Here is a 25,847-nt window from a genome sequence, read left to right as displayed (position 1 = left end):
TGATCAGCGCCCGCGCCGGGCCAGACCGAAGGTGAACATCAAGGCCGAAACGAGGACCGCACCCTTGACGAAGTCCTGGGCGTAGTAAGGCGCGTTGAGCATGGTCAGGCCGTTGAGCAGGGTCGCCACCAGTACCGCGCCCACCAGTGTCCCGAAGGCATTGGGCTTCTGCGCGCCGAGCACCGCGAAACCGATCAGCGCGGCGCCCAGGGCATCGAGCACCAGCCCGTTGCCGGAGCTGACATCGCCGCGTCCGAGTCGCGCTGCCAAGAGCAACCCACCCAGGGACGCGAGCAGCGCCGAGAGCACATAGGCGAGCAGCTTGTAGCGCTCCACCGGCGCACCGGCGAGGCGCGCCGCCTGCTCGTTGCCGCCGATCGCGTAGAACAGCCGGCCCGGCCGCGTGCGTTCGAGGAACAGCCAGACCAGCAGCGCACAGCCGAGCATCACCACCACGGGCACCGGCACGCGGTCCCACAACTGCGCGCGGCCGAGTGCAAGGAACCAGCTGGCAAAGGCGCCCGGCGCTTCGTCGCCGTTGGGCAGGGTCATGCCGACGGCGATGGAGCGGCCGCCGGTGGGGATCAGTTGCACACCGACCACCAGGAACATGCTGCCCAGGGTGGCGAGGATGTCCGGCACGCGCATGCGCACGATCAGCCAGCCGTTGAGCAACCCGACCAGGGTGCCGAGGCCGAGGCTGATGAGGATTGCCGCCAGCGGCCCCCAGTCCAGCACCACCATCACGTAGCTGGCAGTCATCAGGCTCAGTGCGGCGACGGCACCGATGGACAGGTCCAACCCGCCCACGGCCATGCTCAGGGTCACGCCCAGGGCGAGCAGCGCGACGATGGACACCGACTGCAACACCAGGAACAGATTGCCGACCCGCAGGAACGCCGGCTCCAGCAGCGCGAATACCAGCACCAGCGCAGCCAGCAACAGGAGCAGCGCGTAGTGGATGAGGAAGTCGAGCAAGCGTGCGACGGAGGACGTCGCCGGGCTGCCCACTGCAGTTCTAGACACGCGCGGCTCCTTGGCGTGAAGGGTGGAATTGGGCTGGCGCCAGGTGGGCGACGATCTCGCTGCGTTGCAGGTCCTGCCGGGGCAGTTCGGCGACCACCGCGCCATCGCGCACGACAAGGATGCGGTCGGCAATTTCCAGGGCTTCGTCCGGGTCGCTGCAGATCACCAGCGTGGCGCGGCCGGCGGCACTGGCGCGGATACGTTGGCCAATGTCGCGGCGAGCGCGCACGTCGACGCCCTGGAAGGGTTCGTCGAGGATCAGCACCCGGCCCTGCCCCAGCAGCCAACGGGCAAGAATGACCTTCTGCTGGTTGCCGCCGGAAAGCAGCTCCAGGGGATGTTCCGGGCCCGGCCCCTTGATGCCGAGCGCTTCTATCTGCCCGGCAACCTCGGCGCGCTCGGCGTTGCGGTCGATGAAAGCGCAGCGCGAGAAGCGGCGCAGGAACGGCAATGTCATGCTGGCGCGCACCGAGAAGCCCGGCACCCGCGAGTTGCGCGCGCGGTCTTCGGCAGCGAAGAACACCCCGGCGGCGATGGCTTCCCGTGGCGAACGCGGTTGCCAGTCACGGCCATCGATCCGGATCGATCCAGCGTGCTGCCGACGCAGGCCGAACAGCACTTCGGCGATCTCGCTCTTGCCCGCGCCGAGCAGGCCGGTCAGGGCGACCACCTCGCCTTCGTGCAGGTCCAGGTCGAATACCGCGCTGTGCGCATCAAGCTGCCAGTCGCGCAGGGACAGCACCTTCGCGCCGCGCTGCAAAGGCTGCAACTGGACCTCGCCCAGCGCGGCGCCGAGCATGGATTCGACTGCCGCGGCGAGGTCCAGCGGCGACTCGAATTCGCCTACCAGGCGCCCATCACGCAGCACCAGCGCGCGGTCCGCCACGCGTTGCAAGTCCGACAGCCGATGAGAGATGTAGAGGATCGCCACGCCGCGTTCGCGCAAGTGGTCGATGAGATGGAACAGACGCTCGGCCTCGAAGGTCGACAAGGATGCGGTGGGCTCATCGAGGATCAGCAAGCGTGGATTTAGCGCCAGCGCACGGGACAGGATCACCAACTGCCGCTCGGCAGTGCCCAGGGTTTCGATGGGCGCCTGCAGCGGCAGGCGCAGCTCCAGCGCGGCAGCAATTTCAGCGGCGCGCTTCAACGCTTCGTCTGGGCGGAAAAGGAACGATCCGGTGGCGCCGCAGAGTTCGTCCAGCAGGAGATTCTCCGCGACGCTCAGGCCGGGCACCACGCCCTGCTCCACCTGCTGGTGCACCGCGACTATGCCGTGGCGGCGGGCGTCCTGGGGCGAGGCGAAACGAACCGGCTCGCCATCGATCAGCAAGTGTCCGGCATCGTGGCTGTGGGAACCGGCAAGAATCTTCACCAGCGTCGACTTGCCCGCGCCGTTGGCACCGAGCAGGGCAAGCACCTCGCCGGGACGGATTTCCAGGTCCAGGTCGATCAGCACGCGGTTCTCGACAAAGGACTTGCCGACGCCTTCGAGGCGGAAGAATGCAGCGCAAGCGGGCTGGGCAGACATGGGACTCTCGATAGGACGCGAAAGAGCGAGAGCGTCATTTCAGAGCTTCGCCGTTGGACTGAGCGGCGATTCTTTTATAATCTCAAATCATGCATCAACTTATTTTTAATATCGTTTATGCATATGCTAACAACCGCCCGAGCGAGGCGCCGCGCATTGTTCGCCCAGCAACAGCAGCCCGAGAAAAACGGCTGACGCGACGCAGATCGGGCGGGTAGCATCCACGCATTCAACCCACAAGGTGAGCACTCGAGATGGCGAACGATACCTACACTCCCCCCCGCGTCTGGACCTGGGACAAGAGCAACGGCGGCGCCTTCGCCAGCATCAACCGGCCCGTCGCCGGCCCGACCCACGACAAGCAGTTGCCGCGCGGCAAGCACCCGCTGCAGCTGTATTCGCTGGCCACGCCCAACGGCGTGAAGGTCACCATCCTGCTCGAGGAGCTGCTGGAGCTGGGCGTGACCGAAGCCGAGTACGACGCCTGGCCGATCAGGATCAGCGACGGCGACCAGTTCGGCAGCGGCTTCGTCGAGATCAACCCGAACTCGAAGATCCCCGCCCTGCTGGACACCAGCGTCGATCCGGAACTGCGCATCTTCGAATCCGGTTCGATCCTGGTCTACCTCGCGGAAAAGTTCGGCCACTTCCTGCCCAGGGACCTGGCCAAGCGCACCGAGACGCTGAACTGGCTGTTCTGGCAGATGGGCAGCGCGCCCTTCCTCGGCGGCGGCTTCGGCCACTTCTACGCCTACGCGCCGGAGAAGTACGAGTACCCGATCAACCGCTACGCCATGGAGGTCAAGCGCCAGCTCGACGTGCTCGACCGGCAACTGGCCGAAAACCGCTACATCGCCGGCGACGAATACAGCATTGCCGACATGGCGATCTGGCCCTGGTACGGCGCGCTGCTGAACAACCAGGTGTACGAAGCCGCCGAATTCCTCGACGTGGAAAGCTACACCCACGTGCGCCGCTGGACCGACGAAATCGCCGCACGCCCGGCGGTGCAACGCGGGCGCCGAGTGAACCGTACCTGGGGCGATGATGCGTTGCCGGAGCGGCACAGTGCGGAGGATTTCAAGCGGTAACGGGCGGCCGCTGCCAACGGCAACGAAGCCTGCTTCTGCGGTATTCCGCTGCTCATCTGCAGTCGGATGGAGATCGTTGGCAGAATCTGCTCGTGTGCAGCCCGATGCTCTTGTAGGAGCAAGCTTGCTCGCCCCCCCAGCGCCGGCCTTATCGGCGCATCGCGGAGAAGCTCCGCTCCTAAGAAAAGCAAAAGCGGAGCCTCGCTGGAGGCTCCGCTTTTTTATTGCGGGGAAGGTTATTTGCCAGCAGTCAGCGTGCTGTAGGCAGTGATCAGGTTCCGATAATCCGGAATATGGTTGGAGCACAGCGCCGCCAGCCCTTCGATATCGTTGCGCCAGTCGCGGTGCAGCTCACAGGCCACGCCGAACCAGGTCATCAGCTGCGCACCGGCCGCCTCCATCCGGCGCCAGGCGGCGTCGCGGGTCATCTCGTTGAAGGTGCCGGAGGCATCCGCCACCACGAACACGTCGAAGCCTTCCGCCAGGGCCGACAGCGCCGGGAACGCCACGCAGACCTCGGTCACCACGCCGGCGATGATCAGTTGCTTCTTGCCGGTGGCCTTCACTGCTTTCACGAAGTCCTCGTTGTCCCAGGCGTTGATCTGGCCAGGGCGGGCAATGTACGGCGCATCGGGGAACTGCGCTTTCAGCTCGGGAACCAGCGGGCCGTTAGGGCCGGTTTCGAAGCTGGTGGTGAGGATGGTCGGCAGGTTGAAGAACTTCGCCAGGTCGCCCAGCGCCAGCACGTTGTTCTTGAACTTGTCCGGATCGATGTCGCGGACCAGCGAGAGCAGACCGGCCTGGTGGTCGACCAGCAGGACGGCGGCGTTGTCTTTGTCCAGGCGGTTGTAGGTAGCGTTGGTCATGGTGAAATCCTCGATTTGCTTTCAGTGGGTGCCGGCGCTGCCGGAAAGGGTTTGGACTCGTTTTGCAGTGCGTCACTGCATGGAACAAAGATTAATTTCGACACCCTTGATCCACTAGACGGCAAAAATTGCCTCTAGCGTTCCATTTACAGAACGACAAACACATGGAGCACCGCTGGGCGCTCGGGCTAGCCCGCGTGCCGCCAGGTCGAACGGTGTTCCTCATGGAAGAACTGGCGCTGCCAGCTCAAGGGCGTAACGCCTTCGATGCGGTAGAAAATCCGGCAGAAATGCGCCTGGTCGCAGAAGCCACACTGCAGGCCGATCTCCGCCAGCGGGAAGGACGATTCGCGCATCAGTTGCTTGGCCTTCTCCACCCGCAGGATGCGCATCCACGCCTGGGGCGAGTGACCCGTGGCGACCTTGAACTTGCGGGTGAAATCGCTGCGCGACAGGGCGCAGGCGGCGGCCAGGTCGCTCACCGCGATGCCGCTGTCCAGATGCTTGAGCAGCAAGTCTTGGGCGCGCTCGCGCTGCCAGGGCGCAAGATCACGCTTTGGCGCGTCCACTGGCATCTGGCCGATCAGTCTCTGAAGCATGCTGGTCCCTCCCCTGCGGTCTGCTGGCCATTTTTTGTGGGCGAAGGGGTGGCGGCGAGTTAAAGCTGGTTAAACGGCATTAACCCGAGGGAGAGAAAAGGCGGCGGACCGAAGACCGGGAAGCGGATTTTCCATTGCCCGCGTCGTCACTTGCGATCATCGCGACAGCTCCCGACTGACACCCGCCAAGCCTTGCCCGGTCAGGCCTGCGAGGCAGAGCAGCCAGCAGCGCAGGACACCCGAAAGGCAATGTCGAGGTGAACGCGGCGTTAATCGTTATTAGGAAAAATGTCCGGATCAGGCTCGCCGACACAGGATGGCCCAACGCCGAGCCGTCGTTTACCCTGAGTGTCATTCACAAAAAGAATGGCCAATCGACCGCAGAGTCGATGGACCTGCGCCACCAGGGCGAGCACCTGGGCCGGCGCGAAACCTGCCCCAGCGTGCGAAAGCGACGACCAGACGATGACTCCCGAGCCCGTGGCGACGGTCGAAACCGTGCTTCATTTCGGCCCCTACCAGATATTCCCCACCTCACGCATGATCCTCGAGGCCGGCCGTCCGCTGCGCCTGGGCCAGCGTGCACTGGACATCCTTTTGGCGCTGCTGGAGCGCGCCGGCCAGGTGGTGAGCAAGGGCGAACTGCTGGCCCGCGCCTGGCCCGGCCAGGACATCGACGAAGGCAACCTGCGGGTGCACATGGCCGCCCTGCGCAAAGCCCTGGGCGATGGCCAGAATGGCCGGCGCTTCATCGTCACGGTGGCATTGCGTGGCTACAGCTTCGTCGAGCCGCTGACCGCTTCGACGCAATCCACGCCGGCCCACGACCCGGGGGCCGCGGCGAACCACAATCTGCCGCCGCGGCGCAATCGCCTGCTGGGGCGCGAAACGGAGCTGGAGCGCCTGGTTGCCGAACTGCCGCAACGCCGCTGCATCAGCCTGGTGGGCAGCGGCGGCATCGGCAAGACCAGCCTCGCCCTGCAGGCCGCCGAGCGTTTCATCGGCCAGTACCGCCACGGCATCCGCATGCTCGACCTGACCCCGTTGCAGGACGCACGGCCGTTGAACAGCACCCTCGCCAGTGCCCTGGGCATTCCGGGACTGGCAGGCGAATCGTTGGAACAGATCTGCACCCAGGTCGCCGACCGGCAGATGCTGCTGCTCATCGACAACTGCGAGCATCTGATCGAAGCCGCCGCGCATCTGGTGGAGTGCCTGCTGCGCCATGCGCCGCAGATGCATATCCTCGCCACCAGCCGCGAAAGCCTGCGCGCCACCGGCGAGCACATCCAGCCGCTGCGGCCGCTCGGTTGCCCACCAGCGCAGGTCGCCAGCATCGAGGACGCCCTCGCCTACCCGGCAGTGGCGCTGCTCATCGAGCGGGCGAAGGAGACCCACGAAGAGTTCGAATTCCGCCCCGAGGACCTGCCGCGGGTCGGCGAAATCTGCCGGCGCCTGGAGGGCATTCCGCTGGCGCTGGAACTCGCCGCCGGGCACCTGGGCCAGGCCGACGGCAGCATCGATGCGTTATTGCAGGGTGGCTACCTCGACCTGCCGCTGCAATCCGATCGCCACCAACACCTGCGCGCGATGCTCGACTGGAGTTACGCGCTGCTGCGTCCCGCGGAGCAATCCTGCCTGCGGCGCCTCAGCGTCTTTCGCGGCAGCTTCACGCTGGACTCCGTCGCCGCGGCCCTCGGCCAACCGGCGGACCTGGGCACGGCCTTCCTGCTGGTGAATCACCTGACGGCCAAGTCGCTGCTGAGCACCGAGGTTCGCGGCGACGAAGTCACCTACCGACTGCTCGAACCAACCCGTCTTTACGCGCTGGAAAAACTCGAGGCCACCGGCGAACTCCACGAAGCCCGGGAGCGTCATCTGGAACTCTGCGAGCGCGCGATGCAGGCCGCGCAGGATGAGTGGGAACGGTCGGCGTCCCAGGGCTGGCTGCAACGCCACGCGCCATGGCTCGCCGATGTTCGCGCCGCGCTCGACTGGGGCCTGCACGCCGAGGTCCGGCACACCCTGGCGATCCATCTCGCGGCCTGTTCGTCACCGCTGTGGCAGGAGCTGTCGCTGCTGCACGAGTACGGCCCCCACGTGAGCGCCGCACTGGGCCTGCTCGGCGCACAATCCGCTTCATCGCTGGAGCTGGCCATGCGCCTGGAGCTGGCGTTGGGCAACACCACCTATCACGACGTGCGCAACAGCCAGGCGAACGAGGCCTTCCAGAACGCGCGGTTCCTCGCCCAGCAGATCGGTGACCGCCCTGGCGAGCTCACCGCGCTGTCGGGTGGCCTGGCGGTGCTGCTGTGGGCCGGCCAGTACCAGTTGGCGGCCGAGCATAGCCAGCACTTCGACCGCCTGAGCAGCGGCCAGGGCGAGATACTCGCCACCAGCGCACTGCGCCTGAAGGTACTGGCGCTGCATTACTCGGGGAATCAGGTACTGGCCCAGTCCGTCGGCGACGACGTACTTGAGCGCCTGGAACAACAGCGGCAGGCGAACCGCTTCGCTCCGTGCCTGGGCGTGCAATACGACCAGCAGGTCGCTTCCCTGGCCACCCAGGCTCGCACGCTCTGGCTGCGCGGCCTGCCGGAACAGGCGGAGCGTATGGCAGCGCAGGCCATCGAACTGGCCTGCGAAATCGACCACAGCGCCTCCATCGCCTACAGCCTCGCCGCGGCCGGTTGCGTCATCGCTTTCTATAACGGCGAACTCGACAAGGCTCGTCAACGCGTGCGGCAGATGGTCGAGGTCGCCGAGCGCCACCGCGTTCCGCTGTTCACCGACTGGGCGCGGCACTATGCCTGGGCCATGCGCTTCGAGGACTCACCCGGCGCCCCCGCGGTCGGCCTGGTGCGCGACATCGTGCAAACCCTCGGCGGCCGTCCCCTGCCCGCAGACCCGGCCCAGTTGATGCGTGCAAGAACTGGCGCCGCAGGCTGGTGTGCGCCGGAAATCCTGCGCAATGAAGCCGTTGCCCTGCTCGAGCGCGACGACCGCGAATCCCTGCTCGGCGCGGAAACCCTGCTGAGCCGCGCCCTGGCGCTGGCCCAGGAACAAGGTGCGCTGGCCTGGGAACTGCGCTCGGCCACCTGCCTGGCGGGGCTGTGGCACACGCAGGGCCGATCGGAAGCCGCGCGGCAACTGCTGCAGCCGGTCTACCGTCGCTTCACCGAAGGCTTCGACTCGCCCGATCAGCAACGGGCGCGGCGCTGCCTCGAGCTGTGTGACTCCGCCGGCAACTGACTGATCCCCCTTCCCAAGCCCGGCGACCCGGAAAGCCCGCCTGTGCGGGCGGTCGTGTTCGATGCCGATAAGGCATGAAAAGTATTCGCCGAAGGCAATGGCGCGTTCGCACAAGGGCGTCCTTAATGGGCGCTCTTATCGCTTGAAGGCATCGATATCTTCCTGGATATGCCGGAAAAGGAGCTTCCCCAGGCTGCACTCAAGCCAGGGAAACAGGCTGCGAAGCGCCCATCGCGCGTAGCTGCCAGCCCTCACGATGCACCGCACCACCTGCCTGAGACGACCATGAGCAAACGCCCGAACTTCCTGCTGATCGTTGCCGACGACCTGGGTTTCTCCGACCTTGGCGCCTTCGGCGGCGAGATCGACACACCGAACCTCGATGCCCTGGCCACGGCTGGCCTGCGTCTCACCGATTTCCATGCAGCGTCTGCCTGCTCGCCGACCCGCGCCATGCTGTTGACCGGCACCGACCATCATCTCGCCGGCATCGGAGCGATGGCCGAATTCAGCGACGAGACCATCCGCCGCAACCCCGGCTACGAAGGCCACCTCAACCGGCGCGTGGTGACCCTCGCCGAGCTGTTGCGCGACGCCGGCTACCACACGCTGATCTCCGGCAAATGGCATCTGGGCCGTACGGCGGAGACCTCGGCGGCGGCACGCGGTTTCGAGCGTTCGTTCATCCTGGAAGGGGCCGCACACAACCACTACGGCTGGTCGCCCGACGTGGTGCCACACAAGATGCCGCGCCTGCTGCATGCGGTGGAAGGCACTTACCGCGATGGCCTCGACCCGGTAAGCGAACTGCCGGAGGATTTCTATTCCTCCGATGCCTTCACCGACCGCCTGCTCGACTACCTGGACGAGCGCCGGACGGACGATGGACGGCCCTTCTTCGCCTACCTGCCCTTTTCCGCCCCGCACTTCCCATTACAGGCGCCGGACGAGCTGATCAGCAAGTACAAGGGGCGCTACGACGGCGGTCCCGATGTGCTGCGCGAACAGCGTCTGGCGCGGCTGAAGGAGCTGGGGTTGATCGCCGAAGACGTTGAAGCCCACCCGGTAGTAGCCGACACACCGAACTGGCACGAACTGGATGACGCAGGCAGGCAACAGTCGGCCCGCGCCATGGAGGTCTATGCCGCCATGGTCGATCGCCTGGACTGGAACGTCGGCCGGGTCATCGAGCACCTGCGCACCAGCGGCGAACTGGACAACACAGTGATCGTGTTCCTCTCCGACAACGGCGCCGAAGGTGCAGCGCTCGAAGCCCTGCCCATCGTCGGCAAGCGCGCCCAGCGCTTCATCGCCAAGCATTACGACAATCGCCTGGAGAACGTGGGCCGCGCCAACTCCTATGTCTGGTATGGTCCACGCTGGGCCCAGGCGGCCACCGCCCCCTCGCGCCAATTCAAACTCTTCACCAGTCAGGGCGGCATCCGCGTTCCAGCCTTCATCACCTGGCCCGGGCTGCATCTGCAGGGAACCATCAGCCATGCCTTCGCCACGGTGATGGACATCGTGCCGACCCTCCTGGAACTGGCCGACACGCGCCATCCGGGCCCCCACTACCAGGGCCGCGAGGTGTTGCCGATCCGTGGCCGTTCGCTGCTGGCGTACCTTCAGGGACAAGAAACCGAGCCGCACGCGCAGGACGAAACCACCGGCTGGGAGCTGTTCCGCGCTCGTGCCATCCGCCAGGGCCGCTGGAAGGCGCTGTATATTCCCAAGCCTGACGGTCCGGGGCGCTGGCAGCTCTACGACCTCGCGCGCGATCCGGGGGAGATCCACGACCTTGCCCGGCAGGAGCCGGAACGCCTGCGCGCTCTGGTGGAGCAATGGCAGCGCTATGTCGACGAAACCGGTGTGCTCGACTTCAGCTTCGCCGGCCGCCTGTTCCGCGAGCTGGCGCGTGGTCTGCTGCGCGTCTTCACGCGACAGCCAAGAACATTGTGAGCACCGGCGATACCGGCGGTTTTCCGGGACCACGGCGCACGCCCCTGCGCCGCAACCCGCCAGGCATATTTTCCATGCTGAAAACGCATCGTCGTGGTCACAACCCGCAACGGGCTCCACTTAGGCATTTCAGTTATTTAAATAATAAAAATAATTCCTTCATGAGCTAAAAAATGCTTGCCATCATGGCGCTCCCTCCGTCGCAAACGACTGTCGCAGAGCGGCGCGGGCCTTTACCCAGGGAGTAGCGCACATGCATGCCGACACCATAGCCACCTGGGCCCAGGTCATCGCCCGTGCCTTGCAGGCCCACGGACACGATCCCAGACCCCTGCTGCGCACCGCCGGCATCGACCCGGCACAGTTGCAGGACGCCAACCTTCGCATTCCGCTCGAGCGCATGAGCGCCCTGTGGCGCGCCGTGGAGCGCACCACCGGCGATCCGGCGTTCGGCCTTGAAGTCGCCGCGCACAGCCTGCCCACGGACTTCCATGGCCTGCTGTTCGCCCTGCAAAGCAGCGCCACCGTCGGCGAAGCGCTGGAGCGCGTGGTGCGCTTTTCCCCCGTGGTCAGCACGTCCGGCCAGGTCAGCCTGGAGCGCGGCGACGGAGTCTGCCGCCTGATCTACCGGCGCATCCCCCGCGCACAGGTCGAGCAGATGGCCACCGAGGCACTGCTCGCTTCCGGACTGCGGCATGCCACGCCGATCTGGGGCCTGGGCGTGGTGCGTTGCGTACACCTGGCGCGGCCCCGCCCCATCGACGCCGACGCCTGGGAAGCGCGTTTCGGCCAGCGCCTGGTCTTCGATGCTGCACACAACGCCGTAGACTACGACCCGGCGCTACTGGAAATCCCGCTGCGCAGCGGGAACCGCGAGCTGGCGCAGATCCTCGATGGCAGCCTCAACAGCTACCTCAAGCGCCTGTCCGGCCACGACCTGCCCGAGCAGGTCCGCCAATCCATCGTGCGCCAACTGCCCAGCGGCGAAGTCCAGCAGGGGCTGGTCGCCGAGGAACTGGGCATGAGCACGCGCAACCTGCATCGCCACCTGCTGCGTCATGCCACCAGTTTTACCGAGCTCCTGGAGGAAACACGCCGTGAACTGGCGTTCGCGCACCTGCGCCAGCCTCACTGCTCGGTCAACGAAGTCTGCTACCGGCTGGGCTTCAACGAGCCCAGCAGCTTCAACCGTGCATTCCGCCGCTGGACCGGCCAGAGCCCGGGGCAATGGCGCCAGGGCGAACTGGGCCTGGCCGAGTCACCGGCCGCCGTCCGGCCAACCGGCGGCTTCGCCCTGGCGTTGTGAGACCGGTATCTGTCTGCGGCGGACCATGGATTGTCCGCCAAAGCCCATCGTCTTCGAGTGAGCTTGCCTAGCATCGGCGACCAGAGGGGTGACCAGCCCCCGCTCCGCCGACTTCCAGCCGTGCGTGCCACGGCCTTGCTGCAAGGACAAGCCATGCATAGACTCCCTTCGCGCGCCAGCCGCACCGGCCTGGCGCTGCACCCACTGACCCTGGCGCTGCTGCTGGCCGCTGGCAATGCCGCCGCCGATGGGCAGAGCGCCGTCGGCAACGACGGCCAAGCCGTTACCGATGCCCTGCAGACGGTCACCGTGACCGCCCGCCGCCGCGAGGAAAACGCTCAGGACGTGCCGACGCCGATCACCACGCTCAGCGGCGACACCCTCGACAAGCAGCGCATCTACAAGATCCAGGACCTGCAGCAGGCATTGCCCAGCGTGAACGTCGCCTACATCCACGCGCGCCAGTCGAGCCTGGCCGTGCGCGGTATCGGCAACAACCCGGCCAGCGACGGCCTGGAAGGTTCCGCCGGGATCTACCTGGACAACGTCTACCTCGGCCGCCCCGGCATGGCGGTGTTCGACCTGATGGACATCGAACAACTCGACCTGCTGCGTGGTCCGCAGGGCACCCTGTTCGGCAAGAACACCACCGCCGGTGTACTGAACATCACCACGCGCAAACCGACCTTCACCCCCGAAAGCAGTATCGAAACCTCCGGCGGCGAGAACGGCTACTTCCAGGGCAAGGGCAGTTTCTCCGGCCCGCTGACAGAGACCCTGGCCGGGCGGCTGTCGCTCTACCGCACCCGCGACGATGGCTACCTGAAAAACCTTGCCGACGGCCGCACCCTCCTGGGCGGCGAGCGCGAAGGCGTACGCGGCCAGTTGCTGTTCCAGCCCAACGATGATTTCAGCCTGCGCTGGATCAACGAATACAACAGCGAGAACTCCAGCCAGGGCAGCGGCGTGATCTACGGCGGCTCCAGTCAGTTCTGGCGCCGCGCAGCCCTGGTGGGCGCCCATCCGGTGGAGGGCAAATCCAACATCGACGGCCGGCAGAACGTCAGCGTCCACCAGAACGCCAGCTCGGTGGAAGCCAACTGGAACCTCGACGGCGGCTACAAGCTGACCTCCATCAGCGCCTATCGCTATTGGCACTTCAACCCGGCCAACGATTCGGACGAGTTGGACGTGCCGGTAATCCGCGACCTGGGTTACGAAATCCACGACCGCCAGTTCTCTCAGGAAATCCGCCTGGCCTCGCCCACCGGCGGTACCTTCGACTATGTGGTGGGCGCGTACGCCTTCCGCCAGAGCCTGAACAACCGCTATTTCGTCGACCTCGGCCCGTTGGCCGACCTCAACCTGATCGGCGCCAACCTCAATGCGCTGAACAACGTCAGCAGCACCAGCAAGGGCTGGATCGACACCGACAGTTTCGCCCTGTTCTCCCAGGGCACCTGGCACCTGAGCGACAAGCTGGACTTCACCCTCGGCCTGCGCGGCACCTATGAAGAGAAGCAGGCGCAGGTCGAGCGCTCCGCCCCCATGGGCGGCGCTCCGGTCGGCGGCCTGCCGGCGGCGATCCGCGCCAGCCAGGCCGGCGCCTACGACTCCGGCGACCTCAGCCTGCACAACGCCGCGCCCTCGGCACTGCTCAGCCTGAGCTACAAGTTCGACGACAATCTGCTGGGCTACGCCTCGTTGTCCCACGGCGAAAAGTCCGGCGGGGTGAACCTCACCATCGGCAGTGCCCCCAGCGCTGGTGCCGACTCCCTGCTGGTCGGTCCCGAGCGCGCCAACGATGCGGAACTGGGGATCAAGAGCACGCTCTTCGACCGTCGCCTGCAGCTCAACGCCAACCTGTTCTGGACCGGCATCACCGGCTACCAGGCCACCACCTACTACCAGCCCGCCGGCTCGCTGACCGGCTACCAGGTACTGGCCAACGCCGGCGACCTGCGTTCGCGCGGCCTGGAGTTCGAAGCCACCGCGCTGCCGCTGCGAGGCCTGACCGTGAACTTCAACGGCTCGTTCAACGATGTCACCTATCTGTCGTTCAAGGACGCCCCCTGCCCGGCCGAAGTCAGCAGCCAGCCCGGCGCGCCGGCCACCTGCGATCTCTCCGGCGAGCGGGTGATGGGCGCGTCGCGCTGGATCGCCAACCTCAACGGCGAATACAAGTGGCAACTGGACAACCGCTTCGAGCCCTATGTCACCGCGAGCTACGCCTACCGCTCCGAGGCCGAGGGCACGCTGGACAACTCCAGCCTGTCGAAGATCCCCGGCTATGGCCTGGCCAACTTCTCGGTGGGCCTGCGCCACGAAGTCGGCGACGGGCTGCTGGACGCCTCCCTGTGGGTGAAGAACGCCTTCGACAAGGAGTACTACCAGGCAGTAATCGCTTCCTCCAACGGCCTGTACGTGGGCTATCCCGGCCAGCCGCGCGTGACCGGCGTGACCCTGCGCTACGACTTCTGAGGTACATATGAGCCAGACACAGATCAGCCTCGGCGCCTTCCTGATGGGCAGCGGTCACCACCTGGCCGCCTGGCGCCACCCGCTGGCACCCGCCGGCGCCCTGGACTTCGCACACTTCCGCCGCCTGGCGCAGACCGCCGAACGCGGCCTGTTCGACGCGATCTTCTTCGCCGACAACCTCGCCCTGCTCGGCAGCAATGAACTGGCCGCGCACACCACCCTCGGCGAGGTATTCGATCCACTGATGCTCCTCGCTTCGCTGGCCTCGGTGACCGAGCGCATTGGCCTGATTTCCACCGTCTCCACCAGCTACAACGATCCCTACCTGCTGGCGCGCCGCTTCGCCTCGCTCGATCACCTGTCCGGCGGCCGTGCCGGCTGGAACCTGGTGACCTCGGCGACGGACCAGGAAGCACAGAACTTCGGCCTGGAGCAGCATTTCGACCACGCCGACCGCTACGCCCGCGCCGAGGAGTTCATCGATGTGGCCCGCGGCCTGTGGGACAGCTTCGCCGACGACGCCTTCCGCCGCGACAAGCTCAGCGGCCGCTACTTCGACCCGGAGCAACTGCGCACCCTCGCCCATCATGGCGACTACTACCGCGTGCGCGGCCCGCTGAACCAGCCGCGCTCGCCGCAGGGCCACCCGGTGCTGGTACAGGCGGGCTCGTCGGAACCGGGCAAGGCCCTGGCCGCGCGCACCGCCGAGGTGGTGTTCACCGCCCAGCAGACGCTGGAGGATGCACGCGCCTTCTACAGCGATCTGAAGGGGCGTCTGGCCGGTTACGGACGCGAAGCCCACGAACTGAAGATCATGCCGGGAATCTCCCCGGTGATCGGACGGACGCAGAGCGAAGCCGAAGACCTCCACGCCGAGCTGCAGGGGCTGATAGAACCGCAGTTGGGGCTCGCCCTGCTCTCAGGCATGGCCGGCGGGCTGGACCTGTCCCGTTTCCCGCTGGATGGCCCGCTGCCGGAGCTGCCACCCAGCAATGCGATGAAGAGCCGGCAGGCGCTGTTCGTCGAATTGGCGCGCCGGGAAAAGCTGACGTTGCGCCAGCTCTACCTGCGGGCAGCCGGGGCACGTGGGCACTGCACGCTGGTCGGCGACCCCAAGCAGATCGCCGACCATCTGGAAGCCTGGTTCAGCGCCGGCGCCGCCGACGGCTTCAACATCATGCCGCCGCTGTTGCCCAATGGCCTGGACAGCTTCGTGGAACTGGTGGTGCCGGAGTTGCAGAAGCGCGGGCTGTACCGTCGCGAATACCGCGGTAGCACGTTGCGCGAACACCTCGGGCTGCAGCGGCCGGAGCGTCGATAGGCCAGCCACCGCGCCAGCGGTTCACTACAGGTCGCGCACCAGCAGCACCGGTCGCTGGCTCGATTGCAGCACGCCTTCGGCCACGCTGCCCAGCATCAGCCGGCGCACGCCGCGGCGGCTGTGGGTGCCCATGACGATGGCGTCGGCCTTGACGGCGTCGGCCTCGCGCTCGATGCGATCGGCCACTTCCTCACCGGCAGTTTCCATGCTGACCCGCTGGTAAGTGGCCGGCACGGCGTATTCGGCCACCACGTCCCGCGCCTTGCTCAGGATATCGTCGGCGGCCTTGAGTGCGGCGGCTTGCAGGGCCTCGGCGTCGTAATACTTGGCGTAGTAAGGCAGATGGCCGAGCGGGCGATCGACGATGGTGATGACATGCAGTTCACCACCGCTCATGCGGACCAGCCTTGCGCCTTCGGCCAGGGCCTTGAGGGAAACGGGGCTGCCGTCGACGGCAGCCAGTACGTGCTCGTACATGCTGTGCTCCTCGTTGAATGGGCACTACGACCTTAACCGCACAGGCCGGCAGCACCCTTGTGCCGCGTCAATGTAATCGCCCAGCGGTGCTTCAGTGCGCCGGCATCGCCTCGTCGCGGCAGGCGGACGGGCTCTGCCCGGTCCAGCGCTTGAAGGCCCGGCGGAAGCCGCGCACATCACTGTAGCCGAGCGCCTCGGCGATGCGCTCGATGGGCATCTCCGGGTTGTTCAGCAGGCTCATGGCGCGTGCGTGGCGCACCTGTTCCTGCAGGGCGTCGAAGCTCATCCCGTGCTCGCTCAGGCGGCGACGCAAGGTACGGCTGCTCATGTTCAGCTCGCCTGCAACCTTGTCGATGGGGCTGCCGTTGGCCAGGTCGCGAGCGATGGCACGCTCCACCGTTTCCAGCAGGCCGGTCTTCTGCTGCACCTGGGCGTACTCCCCCTCCAGCAGGCTGAGCGCCTGGCGCAGCGCGACCGGGTGGTGGCTGGGCAGTTGCACATCCAGCCAGTGGCTGGCGATGACCACCCGGTTGTGCAGGCAACCGAATTGCAGGTTCGGCCCGAGCAGCCGGCGGTACTCGGCCTCATAGACCGGTGCGGCATGGGTGAACTCGAAACGCAGGGGCTGAAACTGGGGCCCGATCAGCGTGCGGTTGTAGACCAGCAGGCTGGCGAAGAACTCTTCCACGGCGAACACCTGGATGTCGGCGTAGGGCAACCGGCATTCGACTTCGATGAAGCTTTCCTCGGGCCCCTCGATCAGGTTGCACAGCGCAATGCCGCCAGTGGTGTGCTGGAAGCGCCGGCCCACCTCGAAGGCGTCGCGCAGGGTCTTGCAGAGGGACAGTACGTGGCCAAGCAGGCCGAGTGTGCCCAGCACGTTGTGATGGCCGACCCAGAGCCCCAGGCCACGCTCGGGCAGCGCCGCGAGGGCTCGCTGGATCATCGCCACCGTCTGCCGGTAGGTGACGCGCTGCGCCGGGTCCTGCAGCTCCTCGGCGGTAAAGCCGAGCCCGCGGCACAGGCGTTCGCTGCTCACTCCCTGGTCACTGGCGACTTCGGCGAGGGTCTGCAGCAGGAAAGGTGAAACCAGGGCCAGGTCGAATTGCGCGTCGATGCTTGTGCTGGGCATGTAGGCTGCTCTCGAGCGGGGGCGCCGGCGATTCTTGTCATGTGGGCGGCGCAGGATGGCCGCATCATAACGCTTTCGCAGGCTCGCCAAGAGCGGGCGTAACAGAATATTACAGACGACCTCGCGCAATGCCCCGCTGGCGCGGGCGGACGGCTCCATGCCGCCCGCCCAACGCCAACGCTGCGCCGCTCAGCTGTAGACCGGCCAGTGCTCGACGATGCGCCCCCCGCGTATCGCCAGCAGGTCGTCGAACTGCAGCAGGATCGACTCGGACTGGGTCGGGCGCAGGAACATCTGGTCGTCCACTTTCAGGTTCACGGCGCTGGAGCCGTTGACCATCTCCTGGTTCGAGCTGCGCCCGTAAAGGCCGTTGAACTGCAACCCCCTGGGCGACTCGGGTTCGGCCATCCAGTTGCCGCCGTAGACGAAGAAGGTCTCGCGCTGGTTGGCATCCCACCAGGAGAACAGTGCCGACTTGTCGTCCAGTGCCGGAATCCGCACCGGGCCGGTGCTCTTGAGGACTGGCGTGGCGATGAAGGCAGCCGGCTGGTGGTCCACCAGCGACGGCAGGTCGTAGTGGGTCGGCTTGACCAGCGCCGAACCCACCGACACTTCGGTGCTGGTGCGTTCGTTCTCGTGCATCCTGTAGCTCGGGCTGCCGGCGGTATTGAGCGTCAGCTCCGGCTTCCACAGAGGCGCATGGCGGGTGCGGGCGTAGTCGACGAAGCCGTCGTAGAGCGTCATGACCTTGGCGAAAAGCTCCTCGGAGGAGCCCAGCACCTCGGGCACGCCCATGCCGACGAAGGGGTCGTAGCCCATGAACCCGGCAAACTCCAGGTGCTGCGGGTTGGCGCCGATGATCGTGAGCATCCTGTCCAGCGTCGCGTGGTCCGCTACACCGCCACGGTGCAGGCCGACGTCCAGTTCGATGTTGATCCGCAGGCGGGTGTTGCGCCCTTGCGCCAGCGCCAGGTACTGCTGCAGCCGCTCGGGGGTGTCGAGCAGCCATTGCAGCTGCTTCGTCGGGTCGAACGGGCCGCGAAGTTCCTCGTAGAACTGCTGTGCCGAGCCGACCGGCAGTGGCTTGCCCAGCAGCAGGTCGGCATCGGGAAAGCGCTCGGCATCGTGATTGAGGAACGGCTGGTGGAACGACATCATCCGCCGAGTGCCGGCGCGCTGGGCGATGTAGTCGAGCAACTGCGGCGACGGCAGGGACTTCTCCACCACGCGCAGGTGCTTGCCGGTGCGCGCCACCGACTGCATCACCACGTCGACGTTGTGGTCCAGGCGGTCGAGGTCGATCAGCATCACCGGGCGCATCGGCCCGTGCTCGCGCAGTTCGCGGTTCAGCCGGGCGAAGTAGTCGTCGTATGGCACGCCGTGGTCGGACGGTCGCAGCCAGGCACCGGCGCCGACGAGCAGAACACCTGCCCCGGCCGCACCGACGATGAAATGGCGTCGTTTCATGGGTTGTTCTTCCTTGTCAGGCCACGCCCAGGATCGATGACAGGTGGGCATTGAGGAACTTGCCCTGCGGGTCCAGCTCGCGGCGCACTTCGGTGAACTCTTTCCAGCGCGGGTACAGCGGTTGCAGCGTGCGCGCGTTGAGCGTGTGCAGCTTGCCCCAGTGCGGCCGGCCGGCGTACTTCCAGAAGATCGGTTCGATGGCGGCGAAGAAGTTGTGGTGGTCCATGCTGTAGTGCTGGTGCACGGAGATGGAGCAGCTGTCGCGGCCTTCGAACATGCTCAGCGGAATGTCGTCGGCCTTCACGTAGCGGTATTCGATGGGGAACCAGGTGCGCAGGTCCTTGTCGTTGATCTTCTTCAGAATCTCGCGCAGGCAGGCCGGCCCGTGTTCCGCCGGGACCGAATATTCCATCTCGTTGAAGCGCACGTTGCGCACGTTGGCGTAGATGTCGTAGGAGTCGCCGACGCGGTCGTCGAAGCTGGCGACATGGCGCAGGCTGTTGAGCAGGAAGCGCCGCGCGGCGGGGAAGTCGCTGCCGTACTTGTCGAGGTTCTCGATGATGCTGACGAACTGGTTGCCGCCCTCCTCGGCCGGGTCCAGCGGCGGCGTGGCCGGGTCGGTGGTCTCGTTCAGGGCGATGGACAGCGCATAGTCGGAATGGGTCATGACCTGCATTTCCCAGTGCTGGTTCTCGCGGGTGTTCTTTTCCACGTCCTCCAGCAATTCCTCGGTGCTGGCCACCCACTGCCGCTCGCGCAGGCGATAGGCCTGGCGGTTCTGCAGGCGCACGCGGGTGGCGATGCCAAAGGCGCCGAGGGATACCCGCGCGGCGTTGAACACCTCGGGGTGGCGCTGGGCATCGCAGTCCAGCACCTCGCCGCTGGCGGTCACCAGTTGCAAGCCGGTGACGCGCGAGGAATAGGAGCCGAAGCTGACTCCGGTGCCGTGGGTTGAGGTGGAGATCGCCCCGGCCAGGGTCTGGTAATCGATGTCCGCCATGTTCGGCAGTGCCTGGCCGACCTCCTTCAGTGCCGGCCCCATGAGCGACATCGGCGTGCCGGCCGCGAATTCCGCCTGCAATGTGTCGGCATCGTGGCCGAGCAGGCCATTGAAGTAGGCCAGCGAGACCAGCGTGCCGTCGGTCGGCACCAGGGCGCTGAAGGAGTGCGCCGACCCCACCGGGCGCACCTTGCCCTCGGCCTGGCGGATGACCTGCACCAGCTCGTCGAGGCTCTGCGGAGCCAGGCGCGCCGCCGGCAGGCAGCTCTGCCCGCCGGACCAGTTGCGCCAGGGAATCAGCCGCGGCGCGCGGGCCAGTTCGGCGGCCAGCGGGCTGCTCGACAGCGCCGCGAACGCGCCGGCAATGCCAGCGCTGTGCAGGAGTTGGCGGCGGGTGAGATGAATAGACATGCAAGCAACCCCGCGCTTACCGGACCGATTGGCCGGACATGAAGGAAATCAGCGCCAGGAACTCGTCTTCCGAGCACTGCATGCACATGCCCATCGGCGGCATGCCCTTGAAACCATTGATGCTGTGGTCCAGCAGGCTGTCGGCGCCCTGGGCGACCCGGGGCTGCCAGGCTTTCGCATCGCCGGCCTGCGGTGCTCCCGACGCCGGGTTGGCGTGGCAGAGCTTGCAGCTGCTGTCATAGATTTTCGCCAGCGCGGGATCGGCAGGTGCCAGGGCGGCGGCGTTGCGGGTAGGCGGCGCGGCGTCATCGCCACAGCCGCCGAGCAGGCCGACCAGGGCCAGCAGGGCAAACGGCAGCCAGGCCGTTGCGGGTTTATGCATGGTGCTCCCCTTCTTCCCGCGCGCGGGAACGGCGCGGATTCTTGTTGTCATGGGCAGCAGCAGGTTAAGTCGAGCGCCGCTCGCGACCGAGGGCTTTGCCGGCCAACAAGGGGGCTCTGAGCGGACAGCGTGGCCGTTTCGGCAGTCTGTCGGTTTAAGGGTCTGTCGGTTTCAGGATGCGCAGGGTCGCTGCGGTGCAATCCTTGAACACAAGGGATGGCAAGCTTCCATACTATCGAGGACCAGGCGCGCCCAGATGCCTGGCCGGATAATAAGAATGGCGCCCCGAACAGCCACGCAGCCCGTGACGTGGCCGGTACGCCGCAGCCGAAGGATTCCGGATCGCCGCCCATGGCGGGCATCCGCGATATCGAGGTGCGCTGAATGCCTGATGATTCGCTTCACCTGCCCCTGATCCATGATGTTCTGGAACGCCTGAAAGCCACGCCCGGCGCCCTGCTGCCAGTGCTTCATGCCATCCAGGATTGCGTCGGCTACATCCCCGACGCTGCCCTCCCTGAAATCGCCCACGCCCTGAACCTCAGCGTCGCCGAGGTACGCGGGGTGATCAGCTTCTACCACGACTTCCGCACTGCGCCCCCGGCCCGCCATACGCTGCGCCTGTGCCGCGCCGAGTCGTGCCAGAGCCGCGGCGCCGAAGCCCTCGCCGCACAACTGCGCGAACAGCTCGGGCTGGACGACCACGGCACCAGCGCCGACGGCCGCATCGCCCTGCGCCCGGTCTATTGCCTGGGCGCCTGCGCCTGCTCGCCGGCCCTGGAGCTGGACGGCCGGGTGCACGCGCGCCTCACCGCCGAACGCCTGCGCGAGCTGGTGAACGGTTGCCGGGAGGACGCCGCATGTTGAAGCTGTTCATCCCTTGTGATTCGCTGGCCCGCGCGGTGGGCGCCGATGAGGTGACCGACGCCCTGGTCGCCGAAGCCGAGCGACGCCGGATTCCGCTGGAGATCCAGCGCACCAGCTCGCGCGGCCTGTACTGGCTGGAACCGCTGGTGGAAATGGACGGCAGCGAAGGCCGGCTGGGCTTCGGTCCACTGGCGGCAGCCGATGTCCCGTCCCTCTTCGATGCGCTGGCCGACGCCCCTGCACGCCACCCGCTGGCCCTGGGTCTGGTGGAAGAGATTGCCTACCTCAAGACCCAGCAGCGCCTGCTGTTCGCCCGCGCCGGCATCACGCGGCCGCTGTCGCTGGACGACTACCGTGCCCATGGCGGCTTCGACGGCCTGGCCCGTGCCATCGGCATGGACGGCACCGACGTCGTCGCCGCCGTGCTCGATTCCGGCCTGCGCGGCCGTGGCGGCGCGGCCTTCCCCGCCGGCATCAAGTGGCGCACTGTGCGTGACGCCGTTGGCCCGCAGAAATACGTGGTGTGCAACGCCGACGAAGGCGACTCCGGCACCTTCGCCGACCGCATGCTGATGGAAGGCGACCCCTTCCTGCTGATCGAAGGCATGGCCATCGCCGGTCTCGCCGTCGGCGCGAGCATGGGCTACCTCTACGTGCGCTCCGAGTACCCGGACGCCATCGTGACACTCAACCTCGCCCTGAGGATCGCCCGCGAAGCCGGCTACCTGGGCGACGATGTCTGCGGTAGCGGCCGCGCCTTCGAGCTGGAAGTGCGGGTCGGCGCCGGCGCCTACATCTGCGGTGAGGAAACCGCCCTGCTGGATTCCCTGGAAGGCAAGCGCGGCGTGGTCCGCGCCAAGCCGCCGCTACCGGCGCTGCAAGGCCTGTTCGGCCTGCCGACGCTGGTGCACAACGTGCTCACCCTGGCCTCGGTGCCGATCATCCTGGCCAGGGGCGCACAGTACTACCGCGACTTCGGCATGGGCCGTTCGCTGGGCACCATGCCCTTCCAGCTGGCCGGCAACATACGCCACGGCGGGCTGGTGGAACGTGCCTTCGGCCTGACCCTGCGCGAGCTGGTGGAAGGCTACGGCGGCGGCACCGCCAGCGGCCGACCACTGAAGGCTGCGCAGGTCGGTGGCCCGCTCGGTGCCTGGGTACCGCCCTCGGAGTTCGACACCCCGCTGGACTACGAAGCCTTCGCCGCCGTCGGCGCCATGCTCGGCCATGGCGGCGTGGTGGTCGTCGACGACACGCTCGACATGGCACGCATGGCACGCTTCGCCCTGCAGTTCTGCGCCGAGGAATCCTGCGGCAAGTGCACGCCCTGCCGCATCGGCTCGACCCGTGGCGTGGAAGTGGTCGACCGGCTGATCGCCGCCACCGACCTCAGCGCCCGCGAGGAACAGGCGCGGCTGCTCACCGACCTCTGCGACACGATGCAATACGGCTCGCTCTGCGCCCTCGGCGGCATGACCGCCTTCCCCGTGGCCAGCGCCCTCAAGCACTTCCCCGCCGACTTCGGTCTGGCGACTTCGGAGGCCGACTCGTGATCAATTTCTTCGACCCTGCCACGTCCAGCACGAGTGACATCGACCTCGGCACACCCGCCCGCGAGAGCGACGTGCAGGTCAGCCTGAGCATCGACGGCCGCGAAATCAGCGTCCCTGCCGGTACTTCGGTGATGCGCGCCGCTGCGCTGCTGGGCACCAGCATTCCCAAGCTCTGCGCCACCGACAGCCTGGAAGCCTTCGGCTCCTGCCGCATGTGCCTGGTGGAGATCGACGGCATGCGCGGCTACCCGGCCTCCTGCACCACGCCGGTCAGCGAGGGCATGGTGGTGCGCACGCAGACGCCGAAGCTGGCGGGCCTGCGCCGCAACGTCATGGAGCTGTACATCTCCGACCACCCGCTGGATTGCCTGACCTGCTCCGCCAACGGCAACTGCGAGTTGCAGACCGTGGCCGGCCAGGTCGGCCTGCGCGAGGTGCGCTACGGCTACGACGGCGCCAACCACCTGAGCGATGCGAAAGACGTTTCCAATCCCTACTTCGACTACGACCCGAGCAAGTGCATTGTCTGCAACCGCTGCGTGCGCGCCTGCGAGGAAATCCAGGGCACCTTCGCCCTGACCCTCTCTGGGCGCGGCTTCGACTCGCGCGTGGCGGCGGCCGGTGGCGAGAACTTCCTCGATTCCGAATGCGTCTCCTGCGGCGCCTGCGTGCAGGCCTGCCCGACCGCTACGCTGATGGAAAAGAGCGTGGTCGAGATCGGCCAGCCCGAGCGCGCTGTCATCACCACCTGCGCCTACTGCGGCGTGGGCTGCTCCTTCCGCGCCGAGATGAAGGGCAACCAGCTGGTGCGCATGGTCCCGGACAAGAACGGCCAGGCCAACCACGGCCACTCCTGCGTCAAGGGCCGCTTCGCCTGGGGCTACGCCACGCATCCGGACCGCATCACCAAGCCGATGATCCGCAAGCACATCAGCGACCCCTGGCAGGAAGTCAGCTGGGACGAAGCCGTCACCTATGCTGCCAGCGAATTTCGCCGCATCCAGACGAAATACGGGCGCGACTCCATCGGCGGCATCACCTCCAGCCGCTGCACCAACGAAGAAACCTACCTGGTACAGAAGCTGGTGCGCGCGGCGTTCGGCAACAACAACGTCGATACGTGTGCGCGAGTCTGCCACTCGCCCACCGGCTACGGCCTGAAGCAGACCCTGGGCGAATCCGCCGGCACCCAGAGCTTCGACTCGGTAATGCAGTCCGACGTGGTGCTGGTGATGGGCGCCAACCCTACCGACGCACACCCGGTGTTCGGCTCGCAGCTCAAGCGCCGGTTGCGCCAGGGTGCGCAACTGATCGTCATCGACCCCCGGCGCATCGACCTGGTCGACTCGCCCCATGCCCGCGCCGAGCTGCACCTGCAACTGCGCCCCGGCACCAACGTCGCCATGCTCAACGCGCTGGCCCACGTCATCGTCAGCGAGGGCCTGGTCAAGCAGGACTTCGTCGATGCGCGCTGCGAGGCCAGCGACTTCATCCGCTGGCGCGATTTCGTCAGCCTGCCGGAGAACGCCCCGGAAGTGCTCGGCCCGGTCTGCGGCGTGCCTGCCGAGGAAATCCGCGCCGCCGCCCGCCTCTACGCGACCGGCGGCAACGCGGCGATCTACTATGGCCTGGGCGTCACCGAACACAGCCAGGGCAGCACCGCGGTGATGGGCATAGCCAACCTCGCCATGGCCACCGGCAACGTCGGCCGCGAAGGTGTCGGGGTGAACCCGCTGCGCGGCCAGAACAACGTGCAGGGTTCCTGCGACATGGGCTCCTTCCCCCACGAGCTGCCCGGCTACCGGCACATCTCCAACCAGACCGTGCGCAGCCAGTTCGAACAGGCCTGGGGCGTCACCCTGCAGCCCGACCCCGGCCTGCGCATCCCCAACATGTTCGAAGCAGCGCTGGGCGGCACCTTCAAGGCGCTGTACTGCCAGGGCGAGGACATCGCCCAGAGCGACCCCAACACCCAGCACGTCACCGCGGCTCTTTCCGCCATGGAGTGCGTGGTGGTGCAGGACATCTTCCTCAACGAAACCGCCAAGTTCGCCCATGTATTCCTGCCGGGCAGCTCCTTCCTCGAGAAGGACGGCACCTTCACCAACGCCGAGCGGCGCATATCCCGCGTGCGTAAGGTGATGGAGCCGCTGGGCGGCAAGGCAGACTGGGAGGCCACGATCGCGCTAGCCAACGCCCTGGGTTACCCCATGGACTACCAGCATCCGTCGCAGATCATGGACGAGATCGCCCGCCTGACGCCGACCTTCACCCGCGTCAGCTATGCCGAACTGGACCGCCACGGCAGCCTGCAATGGCCGTGCAACGACGCCGCGCCCGATGGCACACCGACCATGCACATCGAGCAGTTCGTGCGCGGCAAGGGGCGCTTCATGCTCACCGGCTACGTGCCCACGGAAGAGAAGGTCAACGCCCGCTACCCGCTGCTACTCACCACCGGGCGCATCCTCAGCCAGTACAACGTCGGCGCGCAGACCCGGCGCACCGACAACGTCGCCTGGCACGAGGAGGACCGCCTGGAAATCCACCCCAGCGACGCCGAGAGCCGCGGCATCAGCGACGGCGACTGGGTTGGCGTGGGCAGCCGCGCCGGGCAGACGGTGCTGCGCGCCAAGGTCAGCGAGCGGGTGGCGCCGGGCGTGGTCTACACAACCTTCCACTTCCCCGAATCCGGCGCCAACGTGATCACCACCGACAATTCCGACTGGGCCACCAACTGTCCGGAATACAAGGTCACCGCGGTGGAAGTGGTGCGCGTGTTCCAGCCTTCGGAATGGCAGAAGCGCTACCAGGCGTTCAGTGACGAACAGCGGCGCTTGCTCAAGGAACGGCGCCACACGGAGAAAGCGGAGGCCCGTCGATGAGCGTGGATAACCTGATCAAGATGGCCAACCAGATCGGCCAGTACTTTTCCACCGAGTCGAACCACGACCTGGCGGTGCAGGGCGTGCAGCAGCACCTGCAGAACTTCTGGACGCCGGCGATGCGCCGCGAGCTCAAGGACTGGCAGGAGCAGCATCCGGGCGATGAACTGCATGCGCTGGTGCGGGCGGCATTGGCCGAGAAGGTGATTTAGTCGAATACCGGAGCCCAGACGCGCAGGCT

At 66.6% G+C, this 25,847-nt stretch carries 20 protein-coding genes; 11 read left to right on the top strand and 9 right to left on the bottom strand.

The window, feature by feature from the left end; translation table 11 throughout:
- Positions 1–3 precede the first annotated feature (3 nt).
- Together GJV37_RS26160 and GJV37_RS26155 are read right to left on the bottom strand one after the other, a co-directional pair.
- Positions 4–1,026 (bottom strand): ABC transporter permease, encoded by a 1,023-nt coding sequence (locus GJV37_RS26160; protein WP_024765862.1) that lies wholly within the window; start codon positions 1,024–1,026, stop codon positions 4–6.
- On the bottom strand, positions 1,019–2,557 hold the full coding sequence (locus GJV37_RS26155) for a sugar ABC transporter ATP-binding protein (RefSeq protein WP_193453110.1): 1,539 nt from the start codon (positions 2,555–2,557) through the stop codon (positions 1,019–1,021). The genes GJV37_RS26160 and GJV37_RS26155 overlap by 8 nt, the downstream gene beginning before the upstream one ends.
- A gap of 254 nt (positions 2,558–2,811) precedes the next feature.
- Here GJV37_RS26155 and yghU point away from each other — a divergent pair, with 254 nt between their 5' ends.
- Complete coding sequence (gene yghU / locus GJV37_RS26150; protein WP_024765863.1) at positions 2,812–3,648, top strand: glutathione-dependent disulfide-bond oxidoreductase; 837 nt, start codon at positions 2,812–2,814, stop codon at positions 3,646–3,648.
- A 236-nt stretch (positions 3,649–3,884) separates the two neighbouring features.
- Here the strand turns inward: yghU and ycaC are convergent, their stop codons facing one another.
- Positions 3,885–4,514 carry an isochorismate family cysteine hydrolase YcaC gene (gene ycaC / locus GJV37_RS26145; protein WP_024765864.1) on the bottom strand — a complete coding sequence of 210 codons (630 nt, stop codon included), beginning with the start codon at positions 4,512–4,514 and terminating at the stop codon, positions 3,885–3,887.
- Positions 4,515–4,702: 188 nt separating this feature from the next.
- Positions 4,703–5,113: a helix-turn-helix domain-containing protein gene (locus GJV37_RS26140; RefSeq protein WP_084357199.1), complete on the bottom strand. Its 411-nt coding sequence runs from the start codon at positions 5,111–5,113 to the stop codon at positions 4,703–4,705.
- Between the two features lie 465 nt (positions 5,114–5,578).
- Here GJV37_RS26140 and GJV37_RS26135 point away from each other — a divergent pair, with 465 nt between their 5' ends.
- The 5 genes from GJV37_RS26135 (at position 5,579) to GJV37_RS26115 (ending at position 15,432) form a co-directional block, all read left to right on the top strand.
- Positions 5,579–8,365: an ATP-binding protein gene (locus GJV37_RS26135; RefSeq protein WP_193453109.1), complete on the top strand. Its 2,787-nt coding sequence runs from the start codon at positions 5,579–5,581 to the stop codon at positions 8,363–8,365.
- A gap of 285 nt (positions 8,366–8,650) precedes the next feature.
- Positions 8,651–10,324, top strand: coding sequence for an arylsulfatase (locus GJV37_RS26130; protein WP_193453108.1), 1,674 nt, complete (start codon positions 8,651–8,653; stop codon positions 10,322–10,324).
- Positions 10,325–10,577: 253 nt separating this feature from the next.
- Entirely contained in the window at positions 10,578–11,630 is a 1,053-nt protein-coding gene (locus GJV37_RS26125; protein WP_037014229.1) for an AraC family transcriptional regulator, read from the top strand.
- A 153-nt stretch (positions 11,631–11,783) separates the two neighbouring features.
- Entirely contained in the window at positions 11,784–14,111 is a 2,328-nt protein-coding gene (locus GJV37_RS26120; RefSeq protein ID WP_193453107.1) for a TonB-dependent receptor domain-containing protein, read from the top strand.
- A gap of 7 nt (positions 14,112–14,118) precedes the next feature.
- On the top strand, positions 14,119–15,432 hold the full coding sequence (locus GJV37_RS26115; protein ID WP_037007423.1) for an LLM class flavin-dependent oxidoreductase: 1,314 nt from the start codon (positions 14,119–14,121) through the stop codon (positions 15,430–15,432).
- 24 nt (positions 15,433–15,456) lie between these two features.
- Here GJV37_RS26115 and GJV37_RS26110 read toward each other — a convergent pair whose 3' ends face one another.
- From GJV37_RS26110 to GJV37_RS26090, 5 genes are all read right to left on the bottom strand, one after another.
- Positions 15,457–15,909 carry a universal stress protein gene (locus GJV37_RS26110; protein WP_065327891.1) on the bottom strand — a complete coding sequence of 151 codons (453 nt, stop codon included), beginning with the start codon at positions 15,907–15,909 and terminating at the stop codon, positions 15,457–15,459.
- Positions 15,910–16,000: 91 nt separating this feature from the next.
- Positions 16,001–17,041 carry an AraC family transcriptional regulator gene (locus tag GJV37_RS26105; RefSeq protein ID WP_024765869.1) on the bottom strand — a complete coding sequence of 347 codons (1,041 nt, stop codon included), beginning with the start codon at positions 17,039–17,041 and terminating at the stop codon, positions 16,001–16,003.
- A 189-nt stretch (positions 17,042–17,230) separates the two neighbouring features.
- Positions 17,231–18,439: a DSD1 family PLP-dependent enzyme gene (locus tag GJV37_RS26100; protein ID WP_193453182.1), complete on the bottom strand. Its 1,209-nt coding sequence runs from the start codon at positions 18,437–18,439 to the stop codon at positions 17,231–17,233.
- 85 nt (positions 18,440–18,524) lie between these two features.
- On the bottom strand, positions 18,525–19,919 hold the full coding sequence (locus GJV37_RS26095; RefSeq protein ID WP_425326847.1) for a D-arabinono-1,4-lactone oxidase: 1,395 nt from the start codon (positions 19,917–19,919) through the stop codon (positions 18,525–18,527).
- A gap of 16 nt (positions 19,920–19,935) precedes the next feature.
- Positions 19,936–20,301: a c-type cytochrome gene (locus GJV37_RS26090; protein WP_024765872.1), complete on the bottom strand. Its 366-nt coding sequence runs from the start codon at positions 20,299–20,301 to the stop codon at positions 19,936–19,938.
- 216 nt (positions 20,302–20,517) lie between these two features.
- Here GJV37_RS26090 and GJV37_RS26085 point away from each other — a divergent pair, with 216 nt between their 5' ends.
- Genes GJV37_RS26085 through GJV37_RS26065 form a run of 5 tightly spaced genes read left to right on the top strand, consistent with a single transcriptional unit; the run spans position 20,518 to position 25,818 of the window.
- Entirely contained in the window at positions 20,518–20,685 is a 168-nt protein-coding gene (locus GJV37_RS26085; RefSeq protein WP_193453106.1) for a hypothetical protein, read from the top strand.
- The gene (locus GJV37_RS26080) at positions 20,686–21,168 is read left to right on the top strand and encodes a formate dehydrogenase subunit gamma (RefSeq protein WP_065327895.1); all 483 of its coding nucleotides are present in this window, start codon (positions 20,686–20,688) and stop codon (positions 21,166–21,168) included.
- Positions 21,162–22,721: a formate dehydrogenase beta subunit gene (locus GJV37_RS26075; RefSeq protein ID WP_193453105.1), complete on the top strand. Its 1,560-nt coding sequence runs from the start codon at positions 21,162–21,164 to the stop codon at positions 22,719–22,721. Before GJV37_RS26080 ends, GJV37_RS26075 begins: the two co-directional genes overlap by 7 nt.
- Complete coding sequence (gene fdhF, locus GJV37_RS26070; protein WP_084357207.1) at positions 22,718–25,606, top strand: formate dehydrogenase subunit alpha; 2,889 nt, start codon at positions 22,718–22,720, stop codon at positions 25,604–25,606. The genes GJV37_RS26075 and fdhF overlap by 4 nt, the downstream gene beginning before the upstream one ends.
- Positions 25,603–25,818 (top strand): formate dehydrogenase subunit delta, encoded by a 216-nt coding sequence (locus tag GJV37_RS26065; RefSeq protein WP_084357208.1) that lies wholly within the window; start codon positions 25,603–25,605, stop codon positions 25,816–25,818. The genes fdhF and GJV37_RS26065 overlap by 4 nt, the downstream gene beginning before the upstream one ends.
- Positions 25,819–25,847 lie beyond the last annotated feature (29 nt).

This window comes from Pseudomonas nitroreducens (assembly GCF_010994165.1).
Taxonomy (GTDB): Bacteria; Pseudomonadota; Gammaproteobacteria; order Pseudomonadales; family Pseudomonadaceae; genus Pseudomonas; species Pseudomonas nitroreducens.
This window is presented reverse-complemented; position numbering and strand designations above follow the sequence as displayed.

Excerpts from the sequence above, each read along its gene's own strand:
- GJV37_RS26125 (WP_037014229.1), top strand. The coding sequence starts at position 10,578 with ATGCATGCCGACACCATAGCCACCTGGGCCCAGGTCATCGCCCGTGCC.
- GJV37_RS26095 (WP_425326847.1), bottom strand. The coding sequence starts at position 19,919 with ATGTCTATTCATCTCACCCGCCGCCAACTCCTGCACAGCGCTGGCATT.
- GJV37_RS26080 (WP_065327895.1), top strand. The coding sequence starts at position 20,686 with ATGCCTGATGATTCGCTTCACCTGCCCCTGATCCATGATGTTCTGGAA.
- GJV37_RS26115 (WP_037007423.1), top strand. The coding sequence starts at position 14,119 with ATGAGCCAGACACAGATCAGCCTCGGCGCCTTCCTGATGGGCAGCGGT.
- GJV37_RS26105 (WP_024765869.1), bottom strand. The coding sequence starts at position 17,041 with ATGCCCAGCACAAGCATCGACGCGCAATTCGACCTGGCCCTGGTTTCA.
- GJV37_RS26135 (WP_193453109.1), top strand. The coding sequence starts at position 5,579 with ATGACTCCCGAGCCCGTGGCGACGGTCGAAACCGTGCTTCATTTCGGC.
- GJV37_RS26065 (WP_084357208.1), top strand. The coding sequence starts at position 25,603 with ATGAGCGTGGATAACCTGATCAAGATGGCCAACCAGATCGGCCAGTAC.
- GJV37_RS26110 (WP_065327891.1), bottom strand. The coding sequence starts at position 15,909 with ATGTACGAGCACGTACTGGCTGCCGTCGACGGCAGCCCCGTTTCCCTC.
- GJV37_RS26120 (WP_193453107.1), top strand. The coding sequence starts at position 11,784 with ATGCATAGACTCCCTTCGCGCGCCAGCCGCACCGGCCTGGCGCTGCAC.
- GJV37_RS26075 (WP_193453105.1), top strand. The coding sequence starts at position 21,162 with ATGTTGAAGCTGTTCATCCCTTGTGATTCGCTGGCCCGCGCGGTGGGC.
- GJV37_RS26090 (WP_024765872.1), bottom strand. The coding sequence starts at position 20,301 with ATGCATAAACCCGCAACGGCCTGGCTGCCGTTTGCCCTGCTGGCCCTG.
- GJV37_RS26085 (WP_193453106.1), top strand. The coding sequence starts at position 20,518 with ATGGCAAGCTTCCATACTATCGAGGACCAGGCGCGCCCAGATGCCTGG.
- yghU (WP_024765863.1), top strand. The coding sequence starts at position 2,812 with ATGGCGAACGATACCTACACTCCCCCCCGCGTCTGGACCTGGGACAAG.
- GJV37_RS26155 (WP_193453110.1), bottom strand. The coding sequence starts at position 2,557 with ATGTCTGCCCAGCCCGCTTGCGCTGCATTCTTCCGCCTCGAAGGCGTC.
- GJV37_RS26130 (WP_193453108.1), top strand. The coding sequence starts at position 8,651 with ATGAGCAAACGCCCGAACTTCCTGCTGATCGTTGCCGACGACCTGGGT.
- GJV37_RS26140 (WP_084357199.1), bottom strand. The coding sequence starts at position 5,113 with ATGCTTCAGAGACTGATCGGCCAGATGCCAGTGGACGCGCCAAAGCGT.
- ycaC (WP_024765864.1), bottom strand. The coding sequence starts at position 4,514 with ATGACCAACGCTACCTACAACCGCCTGGACAAAGACAACGCCGCCGTC.